The organism is Streptomyces sp. BBFR102 (assembly GCF_051397025.1).
Taxonomy (GTDB): Bacteria; Actinomycetota; Actinomycetes; order Streptomycetales; family Streptomycetaceae; genus Streptomyces.
Window position 1 is genome coordinate 4,083,639 of sequence record NZ_CP195757.1, and the last position, 24,184, is coordinate 4,107,822.

Annotated in this window: 23 protein-coding genes; 12 read left to right on the forward strand and 11 right to left on the reverse strand. The window is 73.8% G+C overall.

All coding sequences use genetic code 11. From position 1 onward, the window contains the following. Positions 1-39 precede the first annotated feature (39 nt). Positions 40-840 (reverse strand): enoyl-CoA hydratase-related protein, encoded by an 801-nt coding sequence (locus tag ACSLIC_RS18300; RefSeq protein WP_436738781.1) that lies wholly within the window; start codon positions 838-840, stop codon positions 40-42. Between the two features lie 340 nt (positions 841-1,180). Between ACSLIC_RS18300 and ACSLIC_RS18305 the strand changes: the two genes are divergently transcribed. Continuing rightward, positions 1,181-1,348: a DUF3117 domain-containing protein gene (locus ACSLIC_RS18305; RefSeq protein ID WP_003966491.1), complete on the forward strand. Its 168-nt coding sequence runs from the start codon at positions 1,181-1,183 to the stop codon at positions 1,346-1,348. A 98-nt stretch (positions 1,349-1,446) separates the two neighbouring features. Here ACSLIC_RS18305 and ACSLIC_RS18310 read toward each other — a convergent pair whose 3' ends face one another. Beyond that, positions 1,447-2,220 carry an O-methyltransferase gene (locus tag ACSLIC_RS18310; protein WP_436740407.1) on the reverse strand — a complete coding sequence of 258 codons (774 nt, stop codon included), beginning with the start codon at positions 2,218-2,220 and terminating at the stop codon, positions 1,447-1,449. A 202-nt stretch (positions 2,221-2,422) separates the two neighbouring features. Here ACSLIC_RS18310 and sigE point away from each other — a divergent pair, with 202 nt between their 5' ends. From sigE to ACSLIC_RS18335, 5 genes are all read left to right on the forward strand, one after another. Beyond that, positions 2,423-3,232, forward strand: a complete 810-nt coding sequence (gene sigE, locus ACSLIC_RS18315; RefSeq protein WP_436738782.1) for an RNA polymerase sigma factor SigE — start codon at positions 2,423-2,425, stop codon at positions 3,230-3,232. After that, positions 3,229-4,116 carry a zf-HC2 domain-containing protein gene (locus tag ACSLIC_RS18320; protein ID WP_436738783.1) on the forward strand — a complete coding sequence of 296 codons (888 nt, stop codon included), beginning with the start codon at positions 3,229-3,231 and terminating at the stop codon, positions 4,114-4,116. Before sigE ends, ACSLIC_RS18320 begins: the two co-directional genes overlap by 4 nt. Before the next feature lie 178 nt (positions 4,117-4,294). Continuing rightward, on the forward strand, positions 4,295-6,214 hold the full coding sequence (locus ACSLIC_RS18325) for a trypsin-like peptidase domain-containing protein (RefSeq protein WP_436738784.1): 1,920 nt from the start codon (positions 4,295-4,297) through the stop codon (positions 6,212-6,214). 194 nt (positions 6,215-6,408) lie between these two features. Beyond that, positions 6,409-6,852 carry a sec-independent translocase gene (locus ACSLIC_RS18330; RefSeq protein ID WP_436738785.1) on the forward strand — a complete coding sequence of 148 codons (444 nt, stop codon included), beginning with the start codon at positions 6,409-6,411 and terminating at the stop codon, positions 6,850-6,852. A 158-nt stretch (positions 6,853-7,010) separates the two neighbouring features. Continuing rightward, complete coding sequence (locus ACSLIC_RS18335; protein WP_436738786.1) at positions 7,011-7,754, forward strand: hypothetical protein; 744 nt, start codon at positions 7,011-7,013, stop codon at positions 7,752-7,754. Between the two features lie 90 nt (positions 7,755-7,844). Here ACSLIC_RS18335 and ACSLIC_RS18340 read toward each other — a convergent pair whose 3' ends face one another. The 3 genes from ACSLIC_RS18340 to ACSLIC_RS18350 form a co-directional block, all read right to left on the reverse strand. Further along, on the reverse strand, positions 7,845-8,981 hold the full coding sequence (locus tag ACSLIC_RS18340; RefSeq protein ID WP_436738787.1) for an Mrp/NBP35 family ATP-binding protein: 1,137 nt from the start codon (positions 8,979-8,981) through the stop codon (positions 7,845-7,847). Between the two features lie 138 nt (positions 8,982-9,119). Beyond that, a complete protein-coding gene (locus tag ACSLIC_RS18345) occupies positions 9,120-9,737 on the reverse strand; it encodes a DUF1003 domain-containing protein (RefSeq protein ID WP_436738788.1) in 618 nt (205 codons plus the stop codon). Beyond that, entirely contained in the window at positions 9,730-11,004 is a 1,275-nt protein-coding gene (locus tag ACSLIC_RS18350) for a magnesium transporter MgtE N-terminal domain-containing protein (protein ID WP_436738789.1), read from the reverse strand. Before ACSLIC_RS18350 ends, ACSLIC_RS18345 begins: the two co-directional genes overlap by 8 nt. A 296-nt stretch (positions 11,005-11,300) precedes the next feature. Between ACSLIC_RS18350 and ACSLIC_RS18355 the strand changes: the two genes are divergently transcribed. Beyond that, positions 11,301-12,074 (forward strand): hypothetical protein, encoded by a 774-nt coding sequence (locus ACSLIC_RS18355; RefSeq protein ID WP_436740408.1) that lies wholly within the window; start codon positions 11,301-11,303, stop codon positions 12,072-12,074. A gap of 13 nt (positions 12,075-12,087) precedes the next feature. Here the strand turns inward: ACSLIC_RS18355 and ACSLIC_RS18360 are convergent, their stop codons facing one another. Beyond that, positions 12,088-12,618, reverse strand: coding sequence for a hypothetical protein (locus ACSLIC_RS18360; protein WP_436738790.1), 531 nt, complete (start codon positions 12,616-12,618; stop codon positions 12,088-12,090). Positions 12,619-12,864: 246 nt separating this feature from the next. Then, on the reverse strand, positions 12,865-13,980 hold the full coding sequence (locus tag ACSLIC_RS18365; RefSeq protein WP_436738791.1) for a magnesium and cobalt transport protein CorA: 1,116 nt from the start codon (positions 13,978-13,980) through the stop codon (positions 12,865-12,867). 569 nt (positions 13,981-14,549) lie between these two features. Between ACSLIC_RS18365 and ACSLIC_RS18370 the strand changes: the two genes are divergently transcribed. Beyond that, positions 14,550-15,167 (forward strand): suppressor of fused domain protein, encoded by a 618-nt coding sequence (locus tag ACSLIC_RS18370; RefSeq protein ID WP_436738792.1) that lies wholly within the window; start codon positions 14,550-14,552, stop codon positions 15,165-15,167. A gap of 76 nt (positions 15,168-15,243) precedes the next feature. Here ACSLIC_RS18370 and ACSLIC_RS18375 read toward each other — a convergent pair whose 3' ends face one another. Next, complete coding sequence (locus ACSLIC_RS18375) at positions 15,244-16,494, reverse strand: MFS transporter (RefSeq protein WP_436738793.1); 1,251 nt, start codon at positions 16,492-16,494, stop codon at positions 15,244-15,246. A gap of 227 nt (positions 16,495-16,721) precedes the next feature. On the opposite strand from ACSLIC_RS18375, the gene ACSLIC_RS18380 reads away from it, so the two are divergent. Beyond that, positions 16,722-17,600, forward strand: a complete 879-nt coding sequence (locus ACSLIC_RS18380) for a PHP domain-containing protein (RefSeq protein ID WP_436738794.1) — start codon at positions 16,722-16,724, stop codon at positions 17,598-17,600. Positions 17,601-17,726: 126 nt separating this feature from the next. Beyond that, complete coding sequence (locus ACSLIC_RS18385; protein ID WP_436738795.1) at positions 17,727-18,332, forward strand: MarC family protein; 606 nt, start codon at positions 17,727-17,729, stop codon at positions 18,330-18,332. A gap of 95 nt (positions 18,333-18,427) precedes the next feature. Here the strand turns inward: ACSLIC_RS18385 and ACSLIC_RS18390 are convergent, their stop codons facing one another. Then, complete coding sequence (locus tag ACSLIC_RS18390; protein WP_436738796.1) at positions 18,428-18,580, reverse strand: hypothetical protein; 153 nt, start codon at positions 18,578-18,580, stop codon at positions 18,428-18,430. 291 nt (positions 18,581-18,871) lie between these two features. On the opposite strand from ACSLIC_RS18390, the gene ACSLIC_RS18395 reads away from it, so the two are divergent. Continuing rightward, complete coding sequence (locus tag ACSLIC_RS18395) at positions 18,872-19,777, forward strand: NYN domain-containing protein (protein ID WP_436738797.1); 906 nt, start codon at positions 18,872-18,874, stop codon at positions 19,775-19,777. A 168-nt stretch (positions 19,778-19,945) separates the two neighbouring features. Here ACSLIC_RS18395 and ACSLIC_RS18400 read toward each other — a convergent pair whose 3' ends face one another. Both ACSLIC_RS18400 and ACSLIC_RS18405 read right to left on the reverse strand, forming a co-directional pair. Continuing rightward, positions 19,946-20,812, reverse strand: coding sequence for an alpha/beta fold hydrolase (locus tag ACSLIC_RS18400; protein ID WP_436738798.1), 867 nt, complete (start codon positions 20,810-20,812; stop codon positions 19,946-19,948). Between the two features lie 87 nt (positions 20,813-20,899). Beyond that, a complete protein-coding gene (locus tag ACSLIC_RS18405; RefSeq protein WP_436740409.1) occupies positions 20,900-22,942 on the reverse strand; it encodes a DEAD/DEAH box helicase in 2,043 nt (680 codons plus the stop codon). A 493-nt stretch (positions 22,943-23,435) separates the two neighbouring features. On the opposite strand from ACSLIC_RS18405, the gene ACSLIC_RS18410 reads away from it, so the two are divergent. Then, positions 23,436-24,167, forward strand: a complete 732-nt coding sequence (locus tag ACSLIC_RS18410; RefSeq protein ID WP_436738799.1) for a ferritin-like fold-containing protein — start codon at positions 23,436-23,438, stop codon at positions 24,165-24,167. The last annotated feature ends 17 nt before the right edge of the window (positions 24,168-24,184 follow it).

Sequence of the window (24,184 nt, forward strand, 5' to 3'; positions counted from 1 at the left end):
TCGGGGAAGCGCGGCCGTACACGTACGGGAGGGGCCGGGTCAGCGGCCCAGGTACTTCGGCTCCTCCTTGGCGAGGAAGGCGCGGACCGCGATGACGTGGTCCTCGGAGGTGCCGGCGCGGGTCTGGAGCTCGTCCTCCTTCTCCAGGGACTCCTCCAGGGTGTGCCCGGCGCCGAAGGCCACCGCCTCCTTGATCGCGGCCAGCGCCACCGTCGGTCCGGCCGCCAGCCGGCGGGCCAGCTCCAACGCGGTGGCGGCCAGCTCGTCGGCGGGCACCACGCGGTGCAGGATGCCCAGTTCCAGGGCGCGCTCGGCGGTGATGTTCTGCGGGAAGAGCAGCAGCTCCGTGGCGGGGGTGGTGCCGATCACGCGGGGCAGCGTCCAGGACAGGCCCGAGTCGGCGGAGAGCGCCACCCCGGCGAACGAGGTGTTGAACTTGGCGGTGTCCGCGGCGATCCGGTAGTCGGCGGCGAGCGCGAAGCCGAAACCGGCACCGGCGGCGGCGCCGTTGACGGCGGCCACGACCGGCTTGCGCATCCGCGTGATCGCCAGCGTGATCGGGTTGTAGTGCTCCCGGACGGTGGTCATGGTCAGCTCGGTGCCGGACTCCTTGTCCGACATGAGGTTGCCGACGTGCTCCTTGAGGTCCTGGCCCACGCAGAACGCCCGCCCGTTGGCGGTCAGCAGCACGGCGCGCACCGCCTCGTCGGCCTCGGCCGCCAGCAGCGCCTCGCGCAGCGCCACTTTGGCCTCGGTGTTGAGAGCGTTCATGGCCTCGGGTCGGTTCAGCGTGATCGTCGCGAGTCCGTCGCTGACCTCGTACAGCACGGCGTCGGCCATGAGTCTGCTCCTCACAAGTTGTGCGTCCGTGTCCCGGCCCGGCACCGGGACCCCGGGCAAGCATCCCCCAGAGCACCTGGGCCCGTACGGCGCGGGGGTGTGACCTGCGTCAAAGAAATCGGCGCCGCCAGGGTGTATGCGGCGGCGCAGTATCGCAGCCGCATCGCCGAATTGGGTGGTTTTGCTCAAGTGCGTTGCGCAAGCGATGCCGGCCGATGTTGGTCATCGGGTCCAGGGATGCGGGATAATGGCCGGGAAGCAATGTGTTCGATGCCGGTGACACAGCGCCTGTCATGGGGCCGCCGGCTGCGACGAGCTGGTTTCAGGAAGGGGAACGAGCATGGCGGCCATGAAGCCGCGGACGGGTGACGGCCCGCTCGAGGTGACCAAGGAGGGGCGGGGCATCGTCATGCGGGTTCCGCTCGAAGGTGGCGGGCGACTCGTGGTCGAGCTGACCCCGGACGAGGCGGACGCGTTGGGCGATGCCCTCAAGAAGGTCGTCGGCTGACCCACGGAGCGATGAACCTGTGACACCGCCCCCGGCACCGTACGCGGTGCCGGGGGCGGTGTTGTGCCCGGGGTCCGCAACCGCCTTTGGGCGGCCCGTCAGCGCTTGACGCCGCAGAGCAGTCCGTCCCCGACCGGCACCAGTGAGGGGATCAGCTCCGGGCTCTCCCTGACCTCGCGCACCAGCTCGCGCAGCCGCACGACCTCCACCGGCTGCGGCCCCGACTCCACGGTCCGGCCGTCGGCGAGGACGCCCTCGAAGCAGACGAGGCCACCGGGGCGCAGCAGACGCAACGATTCAGCGAGGTACGCCAGCCCCTCCGTCCGGTCCCCGTCGCAGAAGACCAGGTCATAGCCACCGTCGGCGAGGCGGGGCAGTACGTCCAGGGCGCGGCCGGGGATGAAGCGCGCCCGGTTGGCGGCGAAGCCGGCCGCGCGGAACGCCTCCCGGGCGAACTGCTGGCAGTCCGGCTCGGTGTCGACGGTGGTGAGGACCCCGTCGGGGCGCATCCCGCTCAGCAGATGGATGCCGGAGACACCGGTGCCGGTGCCGATCTCCGCCACCGCTTTGGCGTCGACGGTCGCGGAGAGCATCCGCAGTACGGCGCCCGTGGCGGGGGACACCGGCCGCAGTCCCGCCGCGTGCGCCTGGTCCCGGGCCCACAGGAGCGCCTCGTCCTCGGCTACGAAGGCGTCGGCGAACGTCCAGCTCGTCTGCCGGTTGCCGGTAATGGCCCTCTCCTGTCCCCAAAGTTGCCTGGCGGTGACTGTATCCGTTGGGGCCGGGAACCCGCAGATGGGACCGGTCGTTGAGGTGGGTGGAGAGCGGGACGCGCAGGGCGTTCCGGCGGCCCGGCGCGAGGAGTGGCCCATGACGGCGGTGGCGGAGGCGGTGAGACCGTCCCGCGGTGCGGCGCACCAGGCGCCCCGCACGGCGGTGAGCAGGGCGTTCGCACGTCCCGCCGGAGTCCGCCCGGCCGGCGCGGGGGTCCACGGGCCCGCGGAGGACGCTCTTCCGTGCCCCATGTCAATTCCTGGTAAAACCTCTTATCTCGAGCTAACAGCGGGGGTGGCTATGGTAGGGGCTCCACTGGACACCACCAGAGCCGACAGGGGAGGTGCGGCTGCGGCCGGTGACCGGGGAGGTGTGCTCAGGCGTCTTCTCAGGTCGGCCGGCGAGCCGAGATCCGTGACCGACACCGCTGACCGAAGCCTTCCGCGCCGCCGTACGGCAGCCCAGGGAGGTGCGTCCGCCGCCGAATCCGTGCGGACCGCGACCTTCGCCGCCGACGCGGACTCGCCGACGTGGACGCCGCCCAGCTGGGAGGAGATCGTCAGCACCCACAGCGGTCGCGTCTACCGCCTCGCCTACCGCCTCACGGGCAACCAGCACGACGCCGAGGACCTCACGCAGGAAGTCTTCGTCCGCGTCTTCCGCTCGCTGTCGACGTACACGCCCGGCACCTTCGAGGGCTGGCTGCACCGCATCACCACCAACCTCTTCCTGGACATGGTGCGCCGCAAGCAGCGCATCCGCTTCGACGCCCTCGCCGAGGACGCCGCCGAGCGGCTGCCCAGCCGCGAGCCGTCGCCGCAGCAGGTCTTCCAGGACACCCATTTCGACGCCGACGTGCAGCAGGCGCTGGACACCCTCGCGCCCGAGTTCCGCGCGGCCGTCGTCCTCTGCGACATCGAGGGCCTGTCGTACGAGGAGATCGCCGCGACCCTCGGCGTGAAGCTCGGCACGGTCCGCAGCCGTATCCACCGCGGCCGTTCCCAGCTGCGCAAGGCGCTCAAGCACCGTTCGCCCGAGGCTCGTGCCGAGCGCCGCTCCCTGGCCGGGGCGGTGGCTCCGATGCCGGGAGGAGGAGGCGCGTCCACGTGAGCGGATCACGCCCGACACCCGTCGAGCAGCACCTGGGGGACCGGCTCGCCGCACTGGTCGACGGCGAACTGGGGCACGAGGCCCGTGAGCGGGTCCTGGCCCACCTGGCGACCTGCTGCAAGTGCAAAGCCGAGGCCGACGCGCAGCGCCGCCTGAAGTCGGTCTTCGCCACGGCGGCTCCCCCACCCCCCTCCGAGAGCTTCCTCGCCCGCCTCCAGGGGCTCCCCGAGGCTGGCCCCGACGGGCCGGCCGGCTTCGGCTCCGGGCCGCCCTTCGGCAGCTCCTCCGACTTCGGCATGGCGCCGGGCCCCTTCCGGTACGAACCCCTCTCACCGGTGCTCCCCGACGAGCCGCGCTCCGGCTTCCGCATCCACGACATCGGCCGCGCCGAGGCCGAGCGCTCCGCCTCGCGGGGCCGCCGGTTCGCCTTCGCCGCGGCCGGCGCCGTCTCGCTGGCCGCGCTGGCCCTCGGCGGGGTCGCCGCGGGCACCCCGGTCGACACCACGGAGCGCGCGGGGGGCGGCAAGAGCAACGTCACCCCGCTGCGTACCCAGACCGGCGCCGGCCAGCCCGCCCCCGACTCCCGCAGCCGCCGGGGCGCCTCCCCGTCGGCCTTCGCCGCGCAGGGCGAGACCCGCTCCGGTCCGCGCGAGCAGGTCGGCTCAGCCGCCCCGCGCCGGCCTGGCACGCCGCCGCTCCTGGAGGAGCTGGAGCCGTACCCGTACTCCGCCGCGCTCCTCAAGGCGCCCGGCGGGCCCGCGCTGTTGACCGCCCACCCGCTGCCCCTGCCGTCGGCCGCGCCGGAGGACCCCGCCCGGACCGGGATCGCCGCCGCCTCGCCGGCCGGCCTCCCGGGTGTCACCGGGCTCTCCGCCGCGCCCTGACGTGCGGTCAGCCCCGCTGCGCCCGAGCCCGCCACGGCCCCTCGGAGAACCTGGTTGAATTCTCCGAGGGCCGCGCCCGGACGCCCCGAGGGCGAGGGAGGGCCCGGCACTCGATCGGACGGAGCAGGCCGCCGTGCGTCCACGCACACCCGGCCCGTCATCAGGCTGCGGGGAGACCATGGACAAGGCGAAGCCCACCGGAACGCCCGACGCGGCCGGGGCCGCACGTGCCGCTGCCGCCGCCCACTCCGGCACGGCGACGTCCGGCGGACGGGACCGGACCGCCTCCGGTGAGGCCGCGTCCACCCAGGGCCCTCCGGCGGGGCGTCCGCCGAGGAGCGCCGACGCCGCCCCGGAGCGTTCCGGGGCCACCTGCGGGCGAGCCGACTCCGTGACGTCCTCCGTCGCCACGGCGGCTCCCTCAGCGGCCTGCGACGGGGTTCCCGAGGACACCCCGGCCCCCGGCTCCGGCGCCGCCGCCGTGACGCCGTACCGAGCCCCTGAGCCCAGCGGGCCGGGCCGGGCCCGCTCCCGCGCGGGCGGGCCCGTGGAGGCTCCCGCACCCACGCTCCCCGCACAGGCGGGAGAAGGGGCCGCCTCCCCGGAGCCGGCCGGCACGGCGACGCCCCCGGGCCCCGGCGTGAGCGGGGCCGGGGGGCCGACCGCTCCCGGCCCGCGCGCCGGAGCCTGCCCGGACGCCTCGGTCCCGGCCCCCGCCGACCGGGCCCGCCCGCTGCACGCCCCGGACCCGTACAGCACCCCGCCCTACGGCGAGCCGGGCCCCTGGGCGCCCGCGCCGCCGGTCCAGCGCCCGGTCCCGACCCCGACCCCGGCCCACGGCACGCCCGTACCGCCCGCGCACACCGCGCCCGCCCCCGACGGCGTCCCGCCCGGGCAGGGCGGTGACTGGGGCCGTTACGACCCCTGGGCGGTGCAGGGGGCGCTGGTGGCGCAGGCCGGGGGCGGGCCCGGGGAGCGGCGTCGGGAGCGGCGGGCCGGGCGGGGGCGGCTGCTCGGCGCGGCACTGGCGCTGGCGCTGGTCGCGGGGACCGTCGGCGGGTACGCCGGGATGCGGCTGGAGCGGCACGGCGGATTCGGGACGGTCGAGTTGGAGCAGGCGTCCGGGGAGACCGGTGAGCGCGCCCCGGACAGCGTCGCGGGGATCGCCGCGCGGACCCTGCCCGGAGTGGTCACCCTGCACGTCAGCGGCGGCGAGGGCGGGTCGCTGGGCACCGGCTTCGTCCTGGACGGACGCGGCCACATCCTCACCAACCACCACGTGGTGGACTCCGCCCAGGGCGGCGGGTCGATAAGAGTCACCTTCAACGGCGGCGAGACCGCCCGGGCCCGCCTGGTCGGCGGCGACCCGGGCTACGACCTGGCCGTGGTGAAGGTCTCGGGTGTCTCCGGTCTGACCCCGCTGCCGCTCGGCGACTCCGACGAGGTCCGCGTCGGCGATCCGGTGGTGGCGATCGGCGCCCCCTTCGACCTGGCCAACACCGTCACCTCCGGCATCATCAGCGCCAAGGAGCGCCCCATCACGGCGGGCGGCGAGAAGGGCGACGGCACCGACGTCAGCTACGTCGACGCCCTGCAGACCGACGCTCCGATCAACCCGGGCAACTCCGGCGGCCCCCTGGTCGACGCGCGGGCCCGTGTCGTCGGCATCAACAGCGCCATCCACGCCCCCGGCGGCTCCGCCCGCCAGGACGAACCGGCCGGCAGCGTCGGCCTCGGCTTCGCCATCCCGGTCAACCAGGCGAAGCGGGTGGCCGAGGAACTGATCAACGACGGCCGGGCCACCCACCCGGTCATCGGGGTCACCCTCGACATGGGGTACGAGGGCGAGGGTGCCAAGGTCGGCGGCGAGGCGGCCGGGGGCGGCCCCGCCGTCACCCCGGGCGGCCCGGCCGACCAGGCGGACATCGCCCCCGGCGAGGTGATCACCGAGGTCGACGGTGTCCCGGTCGCCTCCGGCGAGGAGCTGATCATCAAGATCCGCTCGCACCGGCCCGGCGACCGCCTCGACCTCACCGTGGAGCGCGACGGCGAGAGCCGCCGGGTCACCCTCGAACTGGGCTCCTCGGACCCCTCCTGATCTGCCGCGACGCCCCCCGGAGCCGGCCGCGCCCCGGGACGTACCGCGCACGGCGGGGGGCGGACGCCGGGTGCGCGCCGAGGTGGGCGGGGCGGTACGGTACCGCCCGCCCGGGCGGGCCGGGTAACGTGGAGCGCGCCCCGGTCGAGTGATGTCCAGCCGTGGGGCCGCGGACCGCCGCAAGGAGCTGCTAGGTGTTCAACGACATTGGTCTACTCGAAGTCCTGACGATCGTCGTGCTCGCCGTACTCATCTTCGGCCCCGACAAGCTCCCCAAGGTCATCCAGGACGTCGCGGGCTTCATCCGCAAGATCCGGGACTTCTCCGACAGCGCCAAGCGCGACATCCGCGAGGAACTCGGCCCCGAGTTCAAGGACTTCGAGTTCGAGGACCTGAACCCGAAGACCTTCATCCGCAAGCAGCTGGAGAGCGACGACCTCGGGCTGAAGGAGCTCCGCGACAGCTTCGACCTCCGCAAGGAGATGGGCGAGGTCGCCGACGCGGTCAACGGCCGCGAGGACGCCGATTCGGTCGCCGGGCCCGCCGAGAACGGCCCCGTGGACCTCACCAAGCGCCCCGCGACGAGCACCCCCGTGGCCGCGGGCGAGCGCCCGCCCTTCGACATCGACGCCACCTGATCGCCTGGCGTCCGGGCCAAACCGGCGCCCGCGCAGCCCCTTCAATCCCGTGTCCCCGGGACGGGGTGGCTATTCTCCCCTTGTTGTTGTCCGGACCGAGGACGCCCGAGGGGGGCGGGCCGCTCCGGACGGGCGAGAGCGAAGGAAGGGTCCGCAAGGTGGAGACCACGGGTAAGTCCCAGGGCGAGTCGGCGACGGTCCTGGAGGGCCCCGACGAGGACGGAACGGCCCCCGACGAAGCGGGTGGCGGACCGGCACCGGAGGAGGAACGGCCCGCTCCGGCGCGCCCCCGGCGCCGGGTCCCCCTCGACGGCTTCCTGGCCGCGCCGTTCCCCTGGTACGCGCTGGACGAGGCGTACACCGGGCCGCGCCGCCTGCACCACATCGGGCAGGACGCCGACGGCTCCGTCCAGCACGGCTCGCTCGGCCACGGTGACGAGCCCGTGGTCCGGGCCGACCTCGGCGACGCCGACGGCCCCCGCGAGCGGTTCGCCGTGGTGGTGACGGTCGGCGACAGCCCCGTACGCCGCAGCGCCGACGGCACCGGCGTCCTGGAGGCCACCTCCGAGGCGTCGGCGGCGTGGCTGGCCGGACAGGGCCTGCTCGCCGTGACCTGGCCCGCGCAGATGGACCACACCCTGCGCGACGACTGGCTGGAGCAGCAGACCGAGACGGCCTGGGCGCTCGCCGACGACCTCCAGGGCCCGGACTGGTCGACGCTGATGCTTCCGGTCGACGGCGTCTCCACCCCCTTCCACTACCGCGAGTCCGAGTTCGGCTGGGTCCTGGCCGGCTCCACCCCCGGCGACGTCCACCTCGGCGCGTACGGGCGCGGGCTCAGCGCGTACGGGCTCGGCTTCGCCGTCGTCAAGGACGTGGCGGCCTACGCCGACCCGCGGTGAAGCCTCTCCCGCGCTCCCCGGAGTACGGGACGGGGCGCCTCCCCGGCGGGGAGGCGCCCCGGTGGTCCGTGCGGGCCGAGCCGTGTCCGGTCAGAACTTGTTGCGCGGGGTGATCCCCAGCGAGAGGCCCGACAGGCCGCGCTGACGGCCGCCCAGCTTCCCGGCGATGGAGCGCAGGGCGCTGCCGGCGGGGGACTCGGGGTCGGTGAGGACCACCGGACGCCCGTCGTCGCCGCCCTCGCGCAGCCGCACGTCGATCGGGATGGAGCCGAGGACCGGCACGGTGGCGCCGGTGGTGCGGGTCAGGCCGTCGGCGACGAGCTGGCCGCCGCCGGTGCCGAAGACGTCGACCATCTCGTCGCAGTGCGGGCAGGGCAGGCCCGACATGTTCTCGACCACGCCGACGATCTTCTGGTGGGTCTGCACAGCGATCGAGCCGGCCCGCTCGGCGACCTCGGCGGCGGCCTGCTGCGGGGTGGTCACCACCAGGATCTCGGCGTTCGGCACCAGCTGGGCCACGGAGATGGCGATGTCGCCGGTGCCGGGCGGCAGGTCGAGCAGGAGGACGTCCAGGTCACCCCAGAAGACGTCCGCGAGGAACTGCTGGAGCGCGCGGTGGAGCATCGGGCCGCGCCACACCACGGGGGCGTTGCCCGGGGTGAACATGCCGATCGAGATGACCTTCACGCCGTGCGCCGACGGCGGCATGATCATGTCCTCGACCTGGGTCGGGCGTCCGTCCACGCCGAGCATCCGGGGCACGCTGTGACCGTAGATGTCCGCGTCGACCACGCCGACCTTGAGGCCGTCGGCGGCCATCGCGGCGGCCAGGTTGACCGTCACCGAGGACTTGCCGACGCCGCCCTTGCCCGAGGCGACCGCGTAGACCCGGGTGAGCGAGCCCGGCTTGGCGAAGGGCACCTCGCGCTCGGCGGTGCCGCCGCGCAGGGCGCTCGCCAGCTCGCGGCGCTGCTCGTCGCTCATCACGTCGAGGCTCACCTCGACGGAGGTGACACCCTCCACGGCCTGGACCGCGTCGGTGACCCGCTGGGTGATGGTCTCGCGCATGGGGCAGCCCGAGACGGTGAGGTACACCGTGACAGCGACCGCTCCGTCCGCGCCGATCTCCACCGATTTGACCATGCCGAGTTCGGTGATCGGCCGATGGATCTCGGGGTCGTCCACTGTCGCCAGTGCCTCGCGCACCGCGTCTTCCGTAGCTGCCATACCCCCGATAGTACGGGGGCCGTCCAGCGTTCCCGGAAGGGCGGGGGAGGGCCCGGGCGGGTACGGGACCCGCGATGCTACTGGCCAGTAGCGGCGTGGGTCCCGGCGACGGCCCGCTGTCTGTTTCGTCACGCCGGGTCAGGTCCGGTCGGAACCGCCCTCGCCCGCACGGTGCTCCCCGTGCCCGGCACGCTCCCGCGCCGGCCGGCCCCGCTCGTCCAGCTCACGCAGCAGGTCCTGGAGTTCGGAGCGCATCCAGTCCCGGGTCGCCACCTCGCCGAGGTTCTGCCGCAGCGCCGCCACCTCACGGCTCAGGAACTCGGTGTCCGCGATCGACCGCTCGTTCTGCTTGCGGTCCTGTTCCAGGTTGACCTTGTCCCGGTCGTCCTGACGGTTCTGCGCCAGCAGGATCAGCGGGGCCGCGTACGACGCCTGGAGGGAGAGGGCCAGGGTCAGGAAGATGAACGGGTACTCGTCGAAGCGCAGCGAGTCGGGGACGGAGACGTTCCACACCACCCACATGATGATGATGACCGTCATCCAGACGATGAACCGGCCCGTCCCCAGGAACCGCGCGATCCGCTCGGAGAGCCGCCCGAAGGCGTCCGGGTCGTACTCCGGGAGCACCCGGCGGCGCGGGGCGCGCGGTACGTCGAGGCGGATGCGGGGGCGCGCCGACTCGTTCACCCGCCGCTCGCGCTCGCGGCTCTCCCGCGCCTCCCGGTCCTCGCGCGTCTCCTTCCCCCGCTCACTCATCGTCGCTCTCCTCCCCCGACAGCAGGAACTCCGTCTCGCGCCAGTCGTCCGGCAGCAGGTGGTCCAGGACGTCGTCCACCGTCACCGCGCCCAGCAGCGACCCGCTCCCGTCCACCACGGCCGCCGCCACGATGTCGTACGTCGCGAAGAACCCGGCCACCGCGCGCAGCGGCGTCTTGGGCGACAGCGGCTGGAGATCGTCATCGAGCATCGCGCTGACCAGCGTGAACGGCGGTTCCCGCAGCAGCCGCTGGAAGTGCACCGTGCCCAGGTACTTGCCGGTCGGGGTCTGGTCCGGCGGGCGGCAGACGTAGACCTGGGCGGCCAGCGCCGGCGAGAGGTCCGGGTTGCGCACCCGGGCCAGCGCGTCCGCGACCGTCGAGTCGGGCCGCACCACCACCGGCTCGGTGGTCATCAGACCGCCCGCCGTCCGCTCCTCGTACGACATCAGCCGCCGCACGTCCGCCGCGTCGCTCGGCCGCATCAGGGTGAGCAGCCGCTCCTTCTCCTCCTCCGGCAGCTCCGCCAGCAGGTCCGCCGCGTCGTCCGGGTCCATCGCCTCCAGGACGTCGGCCGCCCGCTCCTCCTTGAGCTTGCCGAGGATCTCGATCTGGTCGTCCTCCGGCAGCTCCTCCAGCACGTCGGCGAGCCGGTCGTCCTGGAGCGCCGCCGCCACCTCCGCCCGGCGCTTGGGCGAGAGGTGGTGCAGGACGTTGGCGAGGTCCGCGGGGCGCAGCTGCTCGAAGGTGGCCAGCAGGCTCTCCGCGCCCTGGCCCTCCTCCTCCAGCGAGAACCCGCTGACCGCCGACCACTCGACCGTCAGCGTCTCCCCGCGCCGGCGCAGCGCCCCGCCGCGCCCCTTGCGGACGAAGACCCGGTCGATCTCCCAGTCGCGGCGGGCCGGAAGCTGACGGATCGACACGTCGAGGACGGTGGCCTCCTCGTCGGTCTCCAGCAGCCGCACCCGCCGGTCCAGCAGTTCACCGAGGACCAGGCGCTCGGTCGGCCGCTGCTCGAACCGCCGGACGTTGAGCACGCCGGTGGTGATGACCTGGCCGGACTCGATGCCGGTGACGCGGGTGATGGGCAGGAAGATGCGGCGGCGCGTCGCCACCTCCACCACCAGTCCCAGCAGCCGCGGCGGCTTGCGCCCCACCCGCAACATCGCCACCAGGTCCCGCACCCGGCCGACCTGGTCGCCGTTGGGGTCGAAGACGGCGACACCGGACAGGTGCGAGACGAAGATCCTCGGAGTGCCTCCCGCCATGGGCCGCGCCACCTCCTCCTCGGGGACAGATGTATGACCTGTTGCGCGTTCCCCAAGATCGGGAACGGAATCAGGCTAGCCCGTCCGGGGCCCCGCCGCCCGGCCCCGAGGTCCGTACGGCCCGACGGGCGCGAAGCGCGGAGCGGTCCTCCCGGCCGCGGAAGGGGGAGCTCCGGACGGCGGCTGTGACCCCGGGTACGCTGCCGTACTGCCGCGTACGGCAGTCGGCCGACCCGCCCCACGCGCGGCCACCACGACGCCCCCCCCCCCGACGAGAGGCAGCGACCGACGTGACTGTGATTGCCCCGGGGAGCCACCCCCAGCGCCGTGCCCGCAAGGCCGCGCCGCGTACAACGGCCCTCTGCGCGGGGCTGGTCGCCGGGATCACCGCGCTCGCCGGCTGCTCCTCGCCCGACCCCGACGAGGGCACCAACGGCGTCGGCAAGCTCTCCGCCGCCCAGATCCACGCCAAGGCCAAGAAGGCCGCCGGCGCCTCCGCCACCGTCCGCCTCACCGGCTCGCTGATCAGCGAGGGCGAGACCTTCAAGCTCGACATGCAGCTGAAGAAGGACGGCGGGCTCGGCAAGGTCGCGTCGAAGAACGGTGAGTTCCAGCTGATGCGGGTGGGCGAGCAGCTCTTCCTCAAGGCCCGGGCCGACTTCTGGACCCACGACCAGGGCGAGGGCAAGCCCACCGAGGCGGACTCCGAGGCCGCCGACAAGCTGGACAGCATGTTCGTCAAGGTCCCCGAGGGCGACCCCGCCTACGAGCAGCTCACCACCTTCACCGACAAGGACGCCCTCCTCGAAGGACTGCTCACCCTGCACGGCAAGGTCGCCACCGGTGAACGGGACACCGTCGGCTCCACCCGCACCATCGCCGTCTCCGGTGACGGCGGCGCCGGCGGCACCCTCGACGTCTCCCTGGAGGGCACCGCGTACCCGCTGCGCCTGACCCGGGCCGGGGACGCGGGCGAGCTGCGCATGCGCGACTGGAACGAGAAGTTCACCCTCAAGGCCCCGGCCGAGGACGAGATGGTCGACTACGGCCGCGAACTGCCCAGCGACTGACCGGGGACGCGCCTCACTCCGCCTTACGCCCCTTGCGCCGCCCCAGCCCGAACAGCAGCTTGGGCAGGGCCGCCGGGACCGGCTCGCGGGTGGTCGCCGGGGTCGCGGCGGGCGGCTCGGCGAGGCTGGAGTCGGGCAGCGGCTCGACGGACCCGGTCGGGGTGAGGCGGACGACGCGGCAGCCCCCCGCCCAGCGTGCGGTCAGGTGCTCGCTGTCGGGGGCGTTGAGCCGCTTTCCCTTCAGCTCGGCGACGGCCGCCTCCCACGCCTCGGTCCCCGGCGCCACCTCGGACACCGCCGCCCGCCAGGTCAGCAGGCGCCCGCCCTTGTCCTTGCTGCGGACCGTCACCGACGCCTCGCCGCCGTCCGCCAGCTCGGGCAGCGGCTGCTCGCCCGGCCCGTCACCGACCAGCACCGCCGCGCCGTCCAGCCACCCGTGCCACACCGGTCGGGCCGCCTTCGGGCCGCCCTGGACCCAGATGAGCCCCGACTTCTTGGTGGCCTCCTCGATGAGGGCCCGCTCCAGCAGCGTCGTCTGCGTCATGCCGCCAAGCGTAGAGCCCGCCGTGCCCGCCGGACGGCCGGCCTCGACGAGGGCGCGGACGGAGCCGGCGGCGACGGGGCCCTCGGCGGTGGTCCGCCCGCGCGGGCGCGCAGCCGGTCGTGTACGCCACGGCGACCAGTGCGCCGAAGCCTGGGGAGGCGGGGGCGCTCTGCGATCAGGCACTCATGGCCGCGCCCCGGGTCCCGGACCACCGTTCTCCCCGGCCCGGGCCCGCTGCCGGCCGGCTCAGAGCCAGCCGTTGCGCTTCAGCGTGCGGTGGATGGCGACACAGGTGCCGAAGATCACGCCGAGCACCAGCGGATAGCCGAACTTCCACTCCACCTCGGGCATGTACTCGAAGTTCATGCCGTAGACGCCGCAGATCATCGTGGGGACGGCGATGATCGCCGCCCAGGAGGTGATCTTCCGCATGTCCGAGTTCTGGGCGAGGGTGGCCTGCGCCAGGTTGGCCTGGAGGATGGAGTTGAGGAGTTCGTCGAAGCCGAGGACGTGCTCCTGGACCCGGGTGAGGTGGTCGGCGACGTCGCGGAAGTACTTCTGGATGTCCGGGTCGATCAGCCGCATGGGCCGCTCGCTGAGCAGCTGGAGCGGGCGCGACAGCGGTGCCACCGCCCGCTTGAACTCCAGCACTTCCCGCTTGAGCTGGTAGATGCGCCCGGCGTCCACGCCCCGCGAGGTGCCCTTGCCCGGCGCGGTGAAGACCTCCGTCTCCACCTCGTCGATGTCGTCCTGCATCGCGTCGGCCACCGCGAGGTAGCCGTCGACGATGTGGTCCGCGATGGCGTGCAGCACCGCCGAGGGGCCCTTCGACAGCAGCTCGGGGTCCTCCTGGAGGCGGCGGCGGAGTGCCCGCAGCGAGCCCTGGCCGCCGTGCCGGACGGTGATGAAGAAGTCCCGGCCGGTGAAGCACATCACCTCGCCGGTCTCCACCACCTCGCTGGTGGCGGTGAGTTCGGCGTGATCGACGTAGTGGATGGTCTTGAAGACGGTGAACAGGGTGTCGTCGTACCGCTCCAGCTTCGGCCGCTGGTGTGCGTGGACGGCGTCCTCGACCGCGAGCGGATGCAGGCCGAACTCGGCGGCGATCCCGGCGAATTCCTCCTCGGTCGGCTCGTGCAGGCCGATCCAGGCGAAGCCGCCGCCACGGCGGACCCGCAGCATCGCCTCGTGCGGCGTGAGCGGCTCCTCGTGGACGAGGCGGCGGCCTTCCCGGTAGACGGCGCAGTCCACCACGGCGGAGTGGGCGGAGGCGGAACGCGTGGTGTCGTAGGCGGCGCCGGACGGACTGGCCTTGCGCAGCGAGGGCCGGACAACGGCACGCAGATCACGGATCATCGACATGGGGCGGGCTCCTTGCGACGGGGCCTCAGCCGACGGGTGGAACTACCCGGAATGAGGACGTCCGGACCAGGGCGGCCGGCTCATCCGCAAAGCGGGGAGCACCGCACCGGCATGCTGGTGGCCAACGCGGCTGAACGGGGAACGGGCGTGGTGCCTGAAGCCCTTCCGTCGAGCCGCGCGGAGAGAAGACCGAGAAGTGTGACCGGGCCGGGCCCGGGTGGTTCAGCTTCGGTTCCGCGGAGGGCGGCTGGCGGCGGCGACGTTGCCGCCGGAGGAAGGGCGGGTCGTACTACACGGTCGACTTCGATCCATGAGAGCCCCACCTCCTCCGGCCGGTCCCCCTTGAGGGATGACGATGTCGGGCGAGAAAGCGCGCGCGGCGCGCTGCCCTGACCGGCGGCCAGACTAGCAGTCGGTCGTGGTGTCAAGACCCCGCCTGGCCTGTTCCGTACGCGGTACTTCACGTCCGGGGTCCGCCTCCCCCGCCCGGTTGCGCCACCCGGCCGCGCCCCCTGCCCGGAGCTCCGCCCGCTCCGGGGCCGGCGGCGGTGGCCGGTTAAGGTCACGGCATGGCTGATGTACTCCCGCTGGTCGAGGCCCGGCTGCGCAGCGCGCTCGGTGAGCCGGACGCCCGCGCCGCGATCACCTTCCTCGGTACCGACCGCGTCGAGGTGCTGCGTTTCCTCGACGCGGGTGCCTCCGGGCCCGCCTCCCCGGCCGGCCGGCCCCTGGTGCGGTACGCCACCCTCGGCATGTCCGCCCAGCCGATGGCCGACCCCACGGCGGCGCTGGCCGACCCGGTCAAGGGTCCCCGCGCCGAGTTGGTGCTGACCGTGGCCGCCGGGGTCGCCGACACCGACAAGGTGCTCCGCCCGCTCGCCGTCCTGGCCGCCTCGCCGCAGGTGGAGGGGGTGATCGTGGCTCCCGGTGCCTCGCTGGACGTCGGTGAGCCGCTGTGGCCCGGGGCGCCCTTCAGCTCCGTGCTGGTCGCCGAGCCGGGCGGGCTGGTGGAGGACCTGGAGCTGGACGCTCCGAGGGAGCCGGTCCGCTTCCTGCCGCTGCTGCCGATGACGCCCAACGAGGCCGCCTGGAAGCGGGTGCACGGCGCCCAGGCCCTCCAGGACCGCTGGCTCACCCACGAGACCGACCTGCGCGACCCGCACCGCACCTCCGTACCGCTCGACTGAGGCGTCATATCCAGCACGGCGGGCCGTCCACCCCCCAGGATGGACGGCCCGCCGTGCTGTGGCCACGGTGCGGCATTCACTCGGCGAGGGCGGCGACCCCGTCCCCGGCGGCGTGGCACGGCTCCTCCTCGGCGGCCTCCTCGGCCAGGGCGCGGCGGCGCACCCGGACGACACCCGCGCCGAGGACGGCGGTGACCGCCGCGACCACGAACGGGATGTGCGGGTCGGTCCACTCCTCGATCTTCGGGGCGAAGAACGGGGCGGCCGCCGCGGCGAACCAGCGCACGAAGTTGTACCCGGCGCTCGCCACCGGCCGGGGCGCGTCGGAGACGCCCAGCGCCAGCTCGGTGTAGACGGTGTTGTTGACGCCGATGAAGGCACCGGCGAGGACGGTGCAGACGATGGCGGTGGTGTGGCTGCCGTAGCCGAGCACCAGGACGTCCACGGCGAGCAGCAGCAGCGAGCCGCCCAGCACCTTCAGCGAGCCGAACCGCCGCTGGAGGCGCGGGGCGACCAGCACCGAGAAGACCGCGAGCAGCAGACCCCAGGCGAAGAAGACGGCGCCGGACTTGTAGGGCGTCATGTCCAGCACGAACGGGGTGAAGGCCAGCACGGTGAAGAACGTGTAGTTGTAGAAGAACGCCGAGGCCGCCACCGAGGCGAGGCCGCCGTGGCCGAGCGCCCTCAGCGGGTCGAGCAGGGCCGTCTTGCGGGCGGGCTTCGGCTGCTCCTTCAGCAGGGCCGTGATGGCGAGGAAGCCGATGGCCATCAGGGCTGCCGTGCCGAAGAACGGGTACCGCCAGCTGGCGTCGCCGAGCACGGCGCCGAGCAGCGGGCCGCAGGCCATGCCGAGGCCGAGCGCCGACTCGTAGAGCAGGATCGCCGCGGCGCTGCCGCCGGCCGCCGCACCGACGATCACGGCGAGCGAGGTCGAGACGAACAGCGCGTTGCCCAGTCCCCAGCCCGCGCGGAAGCCGACCAGTTCGCCGACCGAGTCCGAGGTGCCGGAGAGCGCCGCGAAGACCACCACCAGGGCGAGGCCGAGCAGCAGCGTCTTGCGCCCGCCCATCCGGCTGGAGACGAACCCGGTGACCAGCATCGCCACGGCGGTGATCAGGAAGTACGAGGTGAAGAGCAGGGACACCTGGGAGGCGCTGGCGTCCAGTCCCTGGGCGATCGACGGAAGGATCGGGTCGACGAGCCCGATCCCCATGAAGGCGACGACCGAGGCGCCGGCCGTGGCCCAGACCGCCATGGGCTGACGCAGCAGGGAGGGGCGCTCGGTGCCGCGGGCCAGGGGATCTGGGGCCGGGGTCTCGCTCCGCATCGTTTGGGCTCCTTCTGCCTGGGGGGACGAGGTACGCCCACGGTAAGTTAGTCAAGCTAATTAGTGCAAGCTACACCTATGCGGGGGCGGTGCGGCAGTCGTCCCCGACTCCCCGGTCTGCCCCTCGGCGTGTCGGCTTGCCCTGCGCGTCCCGTTATCCTCTTCTACGGGCCCGTACGCGCGGCCCGTGGAAAGTTGTCCGCCCCCCACGTCTGGAGTACCGCGTCGTGCGCATCGACCTGCACACCCACTCCACGGCGTCGGACGGCACGGACACCCCTGCGGCGCTGATGCGCGCGGCGGCCGGGCAGGGGTTGGACGTCGTCGCGCTCACCGACCACGACACCACCCGCGGCCACGCCGAGGCGGTGGCCGCGCTCCCCGAGGGGCTCACGCTCGTCCCGGGTGCCGAACTCTCCTGCCGCCTCACCGGGCCCGACGGCCCCATCGGGGTGCACCTGCTCGCCTACCTCTTCGACCCGGCCGAGCCGGAGCTGCTGCGCCAGCGCGAACTGGTCCGCGACGACCGGGTGCCGCGCGCCCGCGCCATGGTCGAAAAGCTCCGCGCCCTCGGCGTCGGCATCACCTGGGAGCAGGTCGCGCGCATCGCCGGGGCCGGCTCGGTCGGCCGCCCGCACCTCGCCGAGGCCCTGGTCGAGCTGGGCGTGGTCGGCTCCGTCTCGGACGCCTTCACCGAGGAGTGGCTGGCCGACGGCGGCCGGGCGTACGCCCCCAAGCACGAGCTGGACCCCTTCGAGGCGGTCCGTCTGGTGAAGGCCGCCGGCGGCGTCACCGTCCTCGCCCACCCGCTCGCCGCCAAGCGCGGCCACGTGGTGCCCGAGGAGGCCGTCGCCCGCCTCGCCGAGGCCGGGCTCGACGGCCTGGAGGCGGACCACGCCGAGCACGGCCCCGCCGACCGCGCCCGGGTGCGCGCCCTCGCGGCCGGCCTCGGCCTGCTCGTCACCGGCTCCAGCGACTACCACGGCACCCGCAAGGACATCGCCCTCGGCGCCCACACCACCGACCCCGAGATCTACGGCGAGATCACCCGCCGTGCCACGGGGGCCTTCCCGGTCCCCGGCGCCGGCGGACGCCCGCGCGACTGACCGGCCTGCCCTCCCCGGCCGCCTTCCCCCGCGCCCGGGCGCCCCTCCCTCCGTACCCCTTCCCGCGGACCCGCGGCGGCCTCACCGTGCCGCCGTGCCCGCCCCTGAGCAAGTCAAGGCCCCACCGTGTTCGACGTCGCCGTATTCGCCTCCCTCTTCGTCACCCTCTTCGTGATCATGGACCCGCCGGGGATCATGCCGATCTTCCTGGCGCTCACCGCCGGACGCCCCGCCAAGGTTCAGCGGAAGATGGCCTTCCAGGCCGTCTGCGTCGCCTTCGGCGTCATCGCCGTCTTCGGCGTGCTGGGCCACCAGATCCTCGCCTACCTGCACGTCTCCGTACCGGCGCTGATGATCGCCGGTGGCCTCCTGCTGCTGCTCATCGCGCTCGACCTGCTCACCGGCAAGGCCGAGGAGCCGCAGCAGACCAAGGACGTCAACGTCGCCCTGGTCCCCCTCGGTATGCCCTTGCTGGCCGGTCCCGGCGCCATCGTCTCGGTCATCCTCGCCGTCCAGGACGCCGACGGCGCCTCGGCGCAGGTCGCCGTCTGGGTCGCCATCATCGCCATGCACGTCGTGCTCTGGCTGACGATGCGGTACTCCCTGCTGATCATCCGCGTCATCAAGGACGGCGGCGTGGTCCTGGTGACCCGGCTGGCCGGCATGATGCTCTCCGCCCTCGCGGTGCAGCAGATCATCAACGGGGTCACCCAGGTCGTCCAGGGCGCCTGACCGGGTCCGCGCACACGGAAGCCTCCGCGCCGGCGGTTCCGGCGCGGAGGCTTCCGTCTGCTTCGCCCGCTACGTCAGCGGGCCGTCGTGCGGTGTCAGGGGGCGGAGGTGTCCGCCGGCCGGATGTAGAGGCGCTGGCCGATCGCGGCGGCCTGCTGCACGATCCGGTTCACGGAGTCGGCGTCCACCACGGTGCTCTCCAGCGCCGTGCCGTCGACGTCGTCGAGTCGCATGATCTCGAAGCGCAAGTGCTTCTCCCTTCGTCGGTCCTCCGGCCGGGGTGCCGGGGAACGCGTGGTGCGAGACATCAGTCTTGCCCCGTTCCGGTGCCGCGGCATTGCCGGACGGTCAAGAGTGAGGTGCGGGGAGCCCGCCGGAACTCGCCGGGCGGTGCTCCGAGAGGTTCAACGACTGCGCGGCCTAGAACATTCCCTACGCTAATGAAATTTTTCGCGTATCTAATTACTGACGGGTATGCATCGGGCTCCGGACCACCCCAGGTGGTGTCCCCGGCGCCGCCCCGGCGCGACAATGGACCGGTGCTGAACGACGACGACCAGACCGCGCTCCACGCCCGCATCGACCGCACCAACGAACTCCTGGAACGCATGCTGGCGGAGGTGGCGAAGACCCCCTCCACCCACGCCGTCTTCGTCGACGCCGGATACCTCTACGCCGCCGCCGGCCGCCTGGTCACCGGAACCGAGGAGCGCGGCGCCTTCGACCTCGACGCCGAGGGCCTGATCGACGCCCTCATCGACCGCGCCCGCCAGATCTTCGCCGACAGCCGCCTGCTCCGCGTCTACTGGTACGACGGCGCCCGCCGCCGCATCCACACCGCCGAGCAGCTCGCCATCGCCGCCCTCCCCGACGTCAAGGTCCGCCTCGGCAACCTCAACGCCAACAACCAGCAGAAGGGCGTGGACTCCCTCATCCGCGGCGACCTCGAATCCCTCGCCCGCCACCGCGCCATCAGCGACGCCGTCCTCATCGGCGGCGACGAGGACCTGGTCTCCGCCGTCGAGTCCGCCCAGGGCCACGGCGCCCGCGTCCACCTCTGGGGCATCGAGGCCACCGAGGGCCGCAACCAGGCCGACCCGCTCCTGTGGGAGGTCGACACCCAGCGCACCCTCGACCTCGCCTTCTTCCAGCCGTACCTGACGCGCCGTGCCACCACCCCCTCGTACGACGCCACCGGTACCCCCCGCCCCACCCGCGACGACGTGCGCTTCACCGGGGCCCGCGTCGCCGCCCAGTGGCTCGCCGAACGTGGCCGCACCGCCCTCATCGACCTGCTCCCCGGCCACCCCTACCTGCCCGCCGCCGACGACCATGCCCTCCTCGTCGAGGCCGAACGCCAGCTCGCCTACTCCCTGCGCGGCCAGTCGGACCTGCGCCGCGCCCTGCGCGACGGCTTCTGGGAGCACCTGCGCACGCAGTACTGAGCCACCGGGTCCACGCGCCCTCCAACGCGCCGTCGGCCCGGGGGTCCCGGCCGGAACCGGGTCGGCGGGCGAGCGCCGCGCACTCCCTGACGACGCCCGGGGCGGACCCGCTCTCACCCTTTCCGCTCGCCGCCGGTCGCCGTCCCCCGTTCCGGGCCGGCCGCACGCCTACGCGTGAGCGCCCCAGAACCCGGCGAGAGCCCGCGCGGTGTCCGCCGGGTCGTCGGTGTTGGGGGAGTGCCCGGCACCCCGGATCACCACCCGGTCCGCCTCCAGCCGCCGGGCCATGTCGTCCATCAGCTCCACCGGCCAGGTGTCGTCCCGCTCTCCCGAGACCACCTGGGCCGGCACCCCGCACGCGGCCAGCTCCGCCACGAGGTCCGGCTCGGTCCGCAGCTGGCGGCCGGTCGCCGCGAGCTGGGCGGGGGAGTGCTTGAGCCAGCGGGCCCGCAGCGCCGCCTCGGCCCGTACCCCGTCCTCGTCCGGCTCGGTCAGGTCCTCCGGCGTGGCCAGCGCCTGGATCGCGTCCCAGACCTGCCCCATGTCCATCGCCGCCATCGCCGCCGTCAGCAGCTCGATGCGCTGCCGCTGCTCCTCGCAGACCTCGGCGGGCCCCGACGACAGCAGCGTCAGCGAGCAGAACGGCTCCGCGTCGGCCAGCACCGCCGCCCGCGCGATCTGCCCGCCCAGTGAGTGCCCCAGCAGATGCACCCGCCCCGGCCCGCGCACCGCCGCCGCCTGGGCCAGCACGTCCGCCGCCAGCTCCGGGCGCGCGTACGCCGCCTCGTCCAGGGGCCCGGGCGTCTCGTACTGGCCCCGCCCGTCCACCGCGACCACCCGGAACCCGGCGTCGGCCAGCGGCTCCAGCAGCGCGATGAAGTCCTCCTTGCTCCCGGTGTACCCCGGCAGCAGCAAGGCCGTCCCCCGCACCACCCCCGCCGGGCGCGCGTCCAGTACGGCGAACTCCCCGCGCTCCGTGGCCAGCCTTTCGGCACGGGCACAGGCGGGTGGAACGAAGGTAGGTGGCTTACTCATGCCCGCAGGCTAGCGTTGGGCCGACCACACGCCGATGGCCCGGCCCCCAGAGGGGAGCCGGGCCATCGGGCCGGTCGTGTCCGCCGCCTACTCGGCGTCCGCCGGAGCCGCCTGGGCGGCCTTGCGGGTGCGGCGGCGGGGTGCGCGGGGAGCGGACTCCTCGGCGGTGGCCGCCTGCTCGGCGGGTGCCTGCTCGGCCTTGGCGGCGGCCTTGCGGGTGCGGCGGCGGGGTGCGGGGGCCTCGTCCGCGGCGGCCGGGGCCTGCTCCGCGACCGGCTCGGCCGGGGCGGCCTTGCGGGCGCGGCGGCGCGGCCTGGCCGGTGCGGCCTCGGCGCTCTCCCCGGCCTGCTCGGCGGCGGGGCTCTGCGCGGGGATCTCGGCCTCGGCCGTCGCGGTGGCCGTCCTGCCGGTGCGGCCGCGCGGCGCGGACGCCGCCTCGGCCGCTGCCGCCGCGGCGCTCTCGACGGTCTGGAAGGCAGGGGCCTCGGCCACCGGCCGGGTCCGGCGACGGCGGCGCGGCGCGCGCGTCTCGGCCGGAGCCTCGACGGTCTCGGAGACGGCGACGGCCGCCTTGGCCTTCGCCGAGGCGGCGGCCTTCGCCGGAGCCTCCGCCTTGGCCGGAGCCTCGGCCCTGGCCGCGGTGGTCTTGGCCGGGGCCTCGGCGATCGCCGGAGCGGCGGCGCCGGCCGCGAGCGCTTCGCCGGAGCGGGTCCGGCGACGGCGGCGCGGCTGGCGGGCCGGACGCTCGCCCGGCTCGCTCCGCTCCTCCTGGCGCTCCTCGCGCCCCTCGGACCGGCCGCCCTTGCCGCGGCGCGCGTCGCCGCGGCCACTGCGGCCGCCCCGCCCGCCGGTCTCGCCGAGGTCCTCGACCTCTTCGGCGGCCAGCCCGGCACGGGTGCGGTCGGCACGGGGCAGCGTGCCCTTGGTGCCCTGCGGGATGCGCAGCTCCTCGTAGAGGTGCGGGGAGGTGGAGTACGTCTCGACCGGGTCGTTGAAGGACAGCTCCAGCGCCTTGTTGATCAGCTGCCAGCGCGGGATGTCGTCCCAGTCGACCAGCGTGATCGCGATGCCGGCCCGCCCGGCGCGGCCGGTACGGCCGATCCGGTGCAGGTAGGTCTTCTCGTCCTCGGGCGTCTGGTAGTTGATGACGTGTGTCACGCCCTCGACGTCGATGCCGCGGGCGGCCACGTCGGTGCAGACCAGGACGTCGACCTTGCCGTTGCGGAAGGCGCGCAGCGCCTGCTCGCGGGCGCCCTGGCCGAGGTCGCCGTGGACCGCGCCGGAGGCGAAGCCGCGGCGCTGGAGCTGGTCGGCGATGTCGGCGGCGGTGCGCTTGGTCCGGCAGAAGATCATCGCCAGGCCCCGGCCCTCGGCCTGGAGGATGCGGGAGACCAGCTCCGGCTTGTCCATCGAGTGGGCGCGGAAGACGTGCTGCGCGATGTTGGCGACGGTGGCGCCCTCGTCGTCCGGCGAGGTGGCGCGGATGTGCGTGGGCTGCGTCATGTACCGGCGGGCGAGGCCGATGACCGCGCCCGGCATGGTCGCCGAGAACAGCATGGTCTGGCGCTTGGCCGGCAGCATCGTCACGATGCGCTCGACGTCGGGGAGGAAGCCCAGGTCGAGCATCTCGTCGGCCTCGTCCAGGACGAGGGCCTTGACGTGCCCGAGGTCGAGCTTGCGCTGCCCGGCCAGGTCGAGCAGGCGGCCCGGGGTCCCGACGATGACGTCGACGCCCTTGTTGAGCGCTTCCACCTGGGGCTCGTAGGCGCGGCCGCCGTATATGGCGAGGACGCGGACGTTGCGGACCTTGCCGGCGGTGAGCAGGTCGTTGGTGACCTGTTGGCACAGCTCACGGGTGGGGACGACGACCAGGGCCTGCGGCGCGTTGGTGAGCTGCTCGGGCTTGGCCCGGCCCGCCTCGACGTCGGCGGCGACGGTGACGCGCTCCAGCAGGGGGAGGCCGAAACCGAGGGTCTTGCCCGTGCCGGTCTTGGCCTGGCCGATGACGTCGGTGCCCGAGAGGGCGACCGGCAGCGTCAGTTCCTGGATGGGAAAGGGGCTGGTGATGCCGACGGCTTCGAGGGCCTCGGCGGTCTCGGAAAGGATTCCGAGTTCTCGAAAGGTAGTCAGGGCGCTGGCCTCTTCTGTGAGACGCGGTACGAGGCGAACGCGGGGATCTTGACCGTGCCGTTACCGCCGGCCGCCGCCGCGGAAGGGGCGGGCCGGGTGGCACGGGACCACAGCCGACGCTCGAGCGATCGTGCCGCTGAGGGTCCCGCCGCACGTCGCACGCGCGTGTGCGATCAAGGATGATCACCGCGCGGTCCGGCGCCGGAGGGCTGTCGGGTCGGAGCCGATCGGGCCACCGACCGGGCATCCTCATTCGTACGGCCCGTCGAATATTCGGCAGGCGCATTACCACTGTACCCCGGATTCGCGCATACGTGTTGGGCGAATTGACGACGTAGCCCGTCTCACAGCCCGCGACCGCTCCCGGCGGCAGGGGGTCACCGGGCTATTGTGCGGTCGAGCCCGCACCGCGCCCCCGCGGTGACAGACCACCCGCGCGGGGACAGTGCGTTCCCGCAGCCGGCCCGCCCGGCGGCCGTTCGCTAGGAGACTGATGGAGACGCCCGACACACCCGCAGCCGAGACGCCCACGGGCAGCGCCGCCCAGAACTGGGAGACCGCCGCCGCCGAGCCCCAGTACCGGGCCGCCGTCGTCGACCTGCTCGGCGCGCTCGCCTACGGTGAGCTGGCCGCCTTCGAGCGGCTCGCCGAGGACGCCAAGCTGGCGCCCACCGTGGCCGACAAGGCGGAGCTGGCGAAGATGGCGTCCGCCGAGTTCCACCACTTCGAGAAGTTGCGCGACCGCCTCGCCGCGATCGACGTCGAGCCGACCGAGGCCATGGACCCGTTCGCCGCCGCCCTCGACGGCTTCCACCGGCAGACCGCGCCGTCGGACTGGCTGGAGGGCCTGGTCAAGGCGTATGTCGGGGACGCCATCGCCAGCGACTTCTACCGGGAGGTCGCGGTCCGGCTCGACTCCGACACCCGCGACCTGGTCCTGGAGGTGCTCGACGACACCGGCCACGCGGAGTTCGCGGTCGGCAAGGTGCGGGCGGCCATCGAGGAGGACCCCCGACTCGGCGGGCGGCTCGCGCTGTGGGCGCGGCGGCTGATGGGGGAGGCGCTGTCGCAGGCGCAGCGGGTCGTCGCCGAGCGCGACGCCCTCTCCACCATGCTGGTCGGCGGCCTCGCCGACGGCTTCGACCTCGCCGAGGTGGGGCGGATGTTCTCCCGCATCACCGAGGCGCACACCAAGCGGATGGCCGCGCTCGGCCTGGCCGCCTGAGCCGCGCCTGACCCGCG

Bases quoted from the DNA above. Each gene is read 5' to 3' on its own strand.
- ACSLIC_RS18300 (WP_436738781.1), bottom strand. From the start codon at position 840: ATGGCCGACGCCGTGCTGTACGAGGTCAGCGACGGACTCGCGACGATC.
- ACSLIC_RS18305 (WP_003966491.1), top strand. From the start codon at position 1,181: ATGGCGGCCATGAAGCCGCGGACGGGTGACGGCCCGCTCGAGGTGACC.
- ACSLIC_RS18310 (WP_436740407.1), bottom strand. From the start codon at position 2,220: ATGGGCCACTCCTCGCGCCGGGCCGCCGGAACGCCCTGCGCGTCCCGC.
- sigE (WP_436738782.1), top strand. From the start codon at position 2,423: ATGGTAGGGGCTCCACTGGACACCACCAGAGCCGACAGGGGAGGTGCG.
- ACSLIC_RS18325 (WP_436738784.1), top strand. From the start codon at position 4,295: ATGGACAAGGCGAAGCCCACCGGAACGCCCGACGCGGCCGGGGCCGCA.
- ACSLIC_RS18340 (WP_436738787.1), bottom strand. From the start codon at position 8,981: ATGGCAGCTACGGAAGACGCGGTGCGCGAGGCACTGGCGACAGTGGAC.
- ACSLIC_RS18345 (WP_436738788.1), bottom strand. From the start codon at position 9,737: ATGAGTGAGCGGGGGAAGGAGACGCGCGAGGACCGGGAGGCGCGGGAG.
- ACSLIC_RS18350 (WP_436738789.1), bottom strand. From the start codon at position 11,004: ATGGCGGGAGGCACTCCGAGGATCTTCGTCTCGCACCTGTCCGGTGTC.
- ACSLIC_RS18360 (WP_436738790.1), bottom strand. From the start codon at position 12,618: ATGACGCAGACGACGCTGCTGGAGCGGGCCCTCATCGAGGAGGCCACC.
- ACSLIC_RS18365 (WP_436738791.1), bottom strand. From the start codon at position 13,980: ATGTCGATGATCCGTGATCTGCGTGCCGTTGTCCGGCCCTCGCTGCGC.
- ACSLIC_RS18370 (WP_436738792.1), top strand. From the start codon at position 14,550: ATGGCTGATGTACTCCCGCTGGTCGAGGCCCGGCTGCGCAGCGCGCTC.
- ACSLIC_RS18375 (WP_436738793.1), bottom strand. From the start codon at position 16,494: ATGCGGAGCGAGACCCCGGCCCCAGATCCCCTGGCCCGCGGCACCGAG.
- ACSLIC_RS18400 (WP_436738798.1), bottom strand. From the start codon at position 20,812: ATGAGTAAGCCACCTACCTTCGTTCCACCCGCCTGTGCCCGTGCCGAA.
- ACSLIC_RS18410 (WP_436738799.1), top strand. From the start codon at position 23,436: ATGGAGACGCCCGACACACCCGCAGCCGAGACGCCCACGGGCAGCGCC.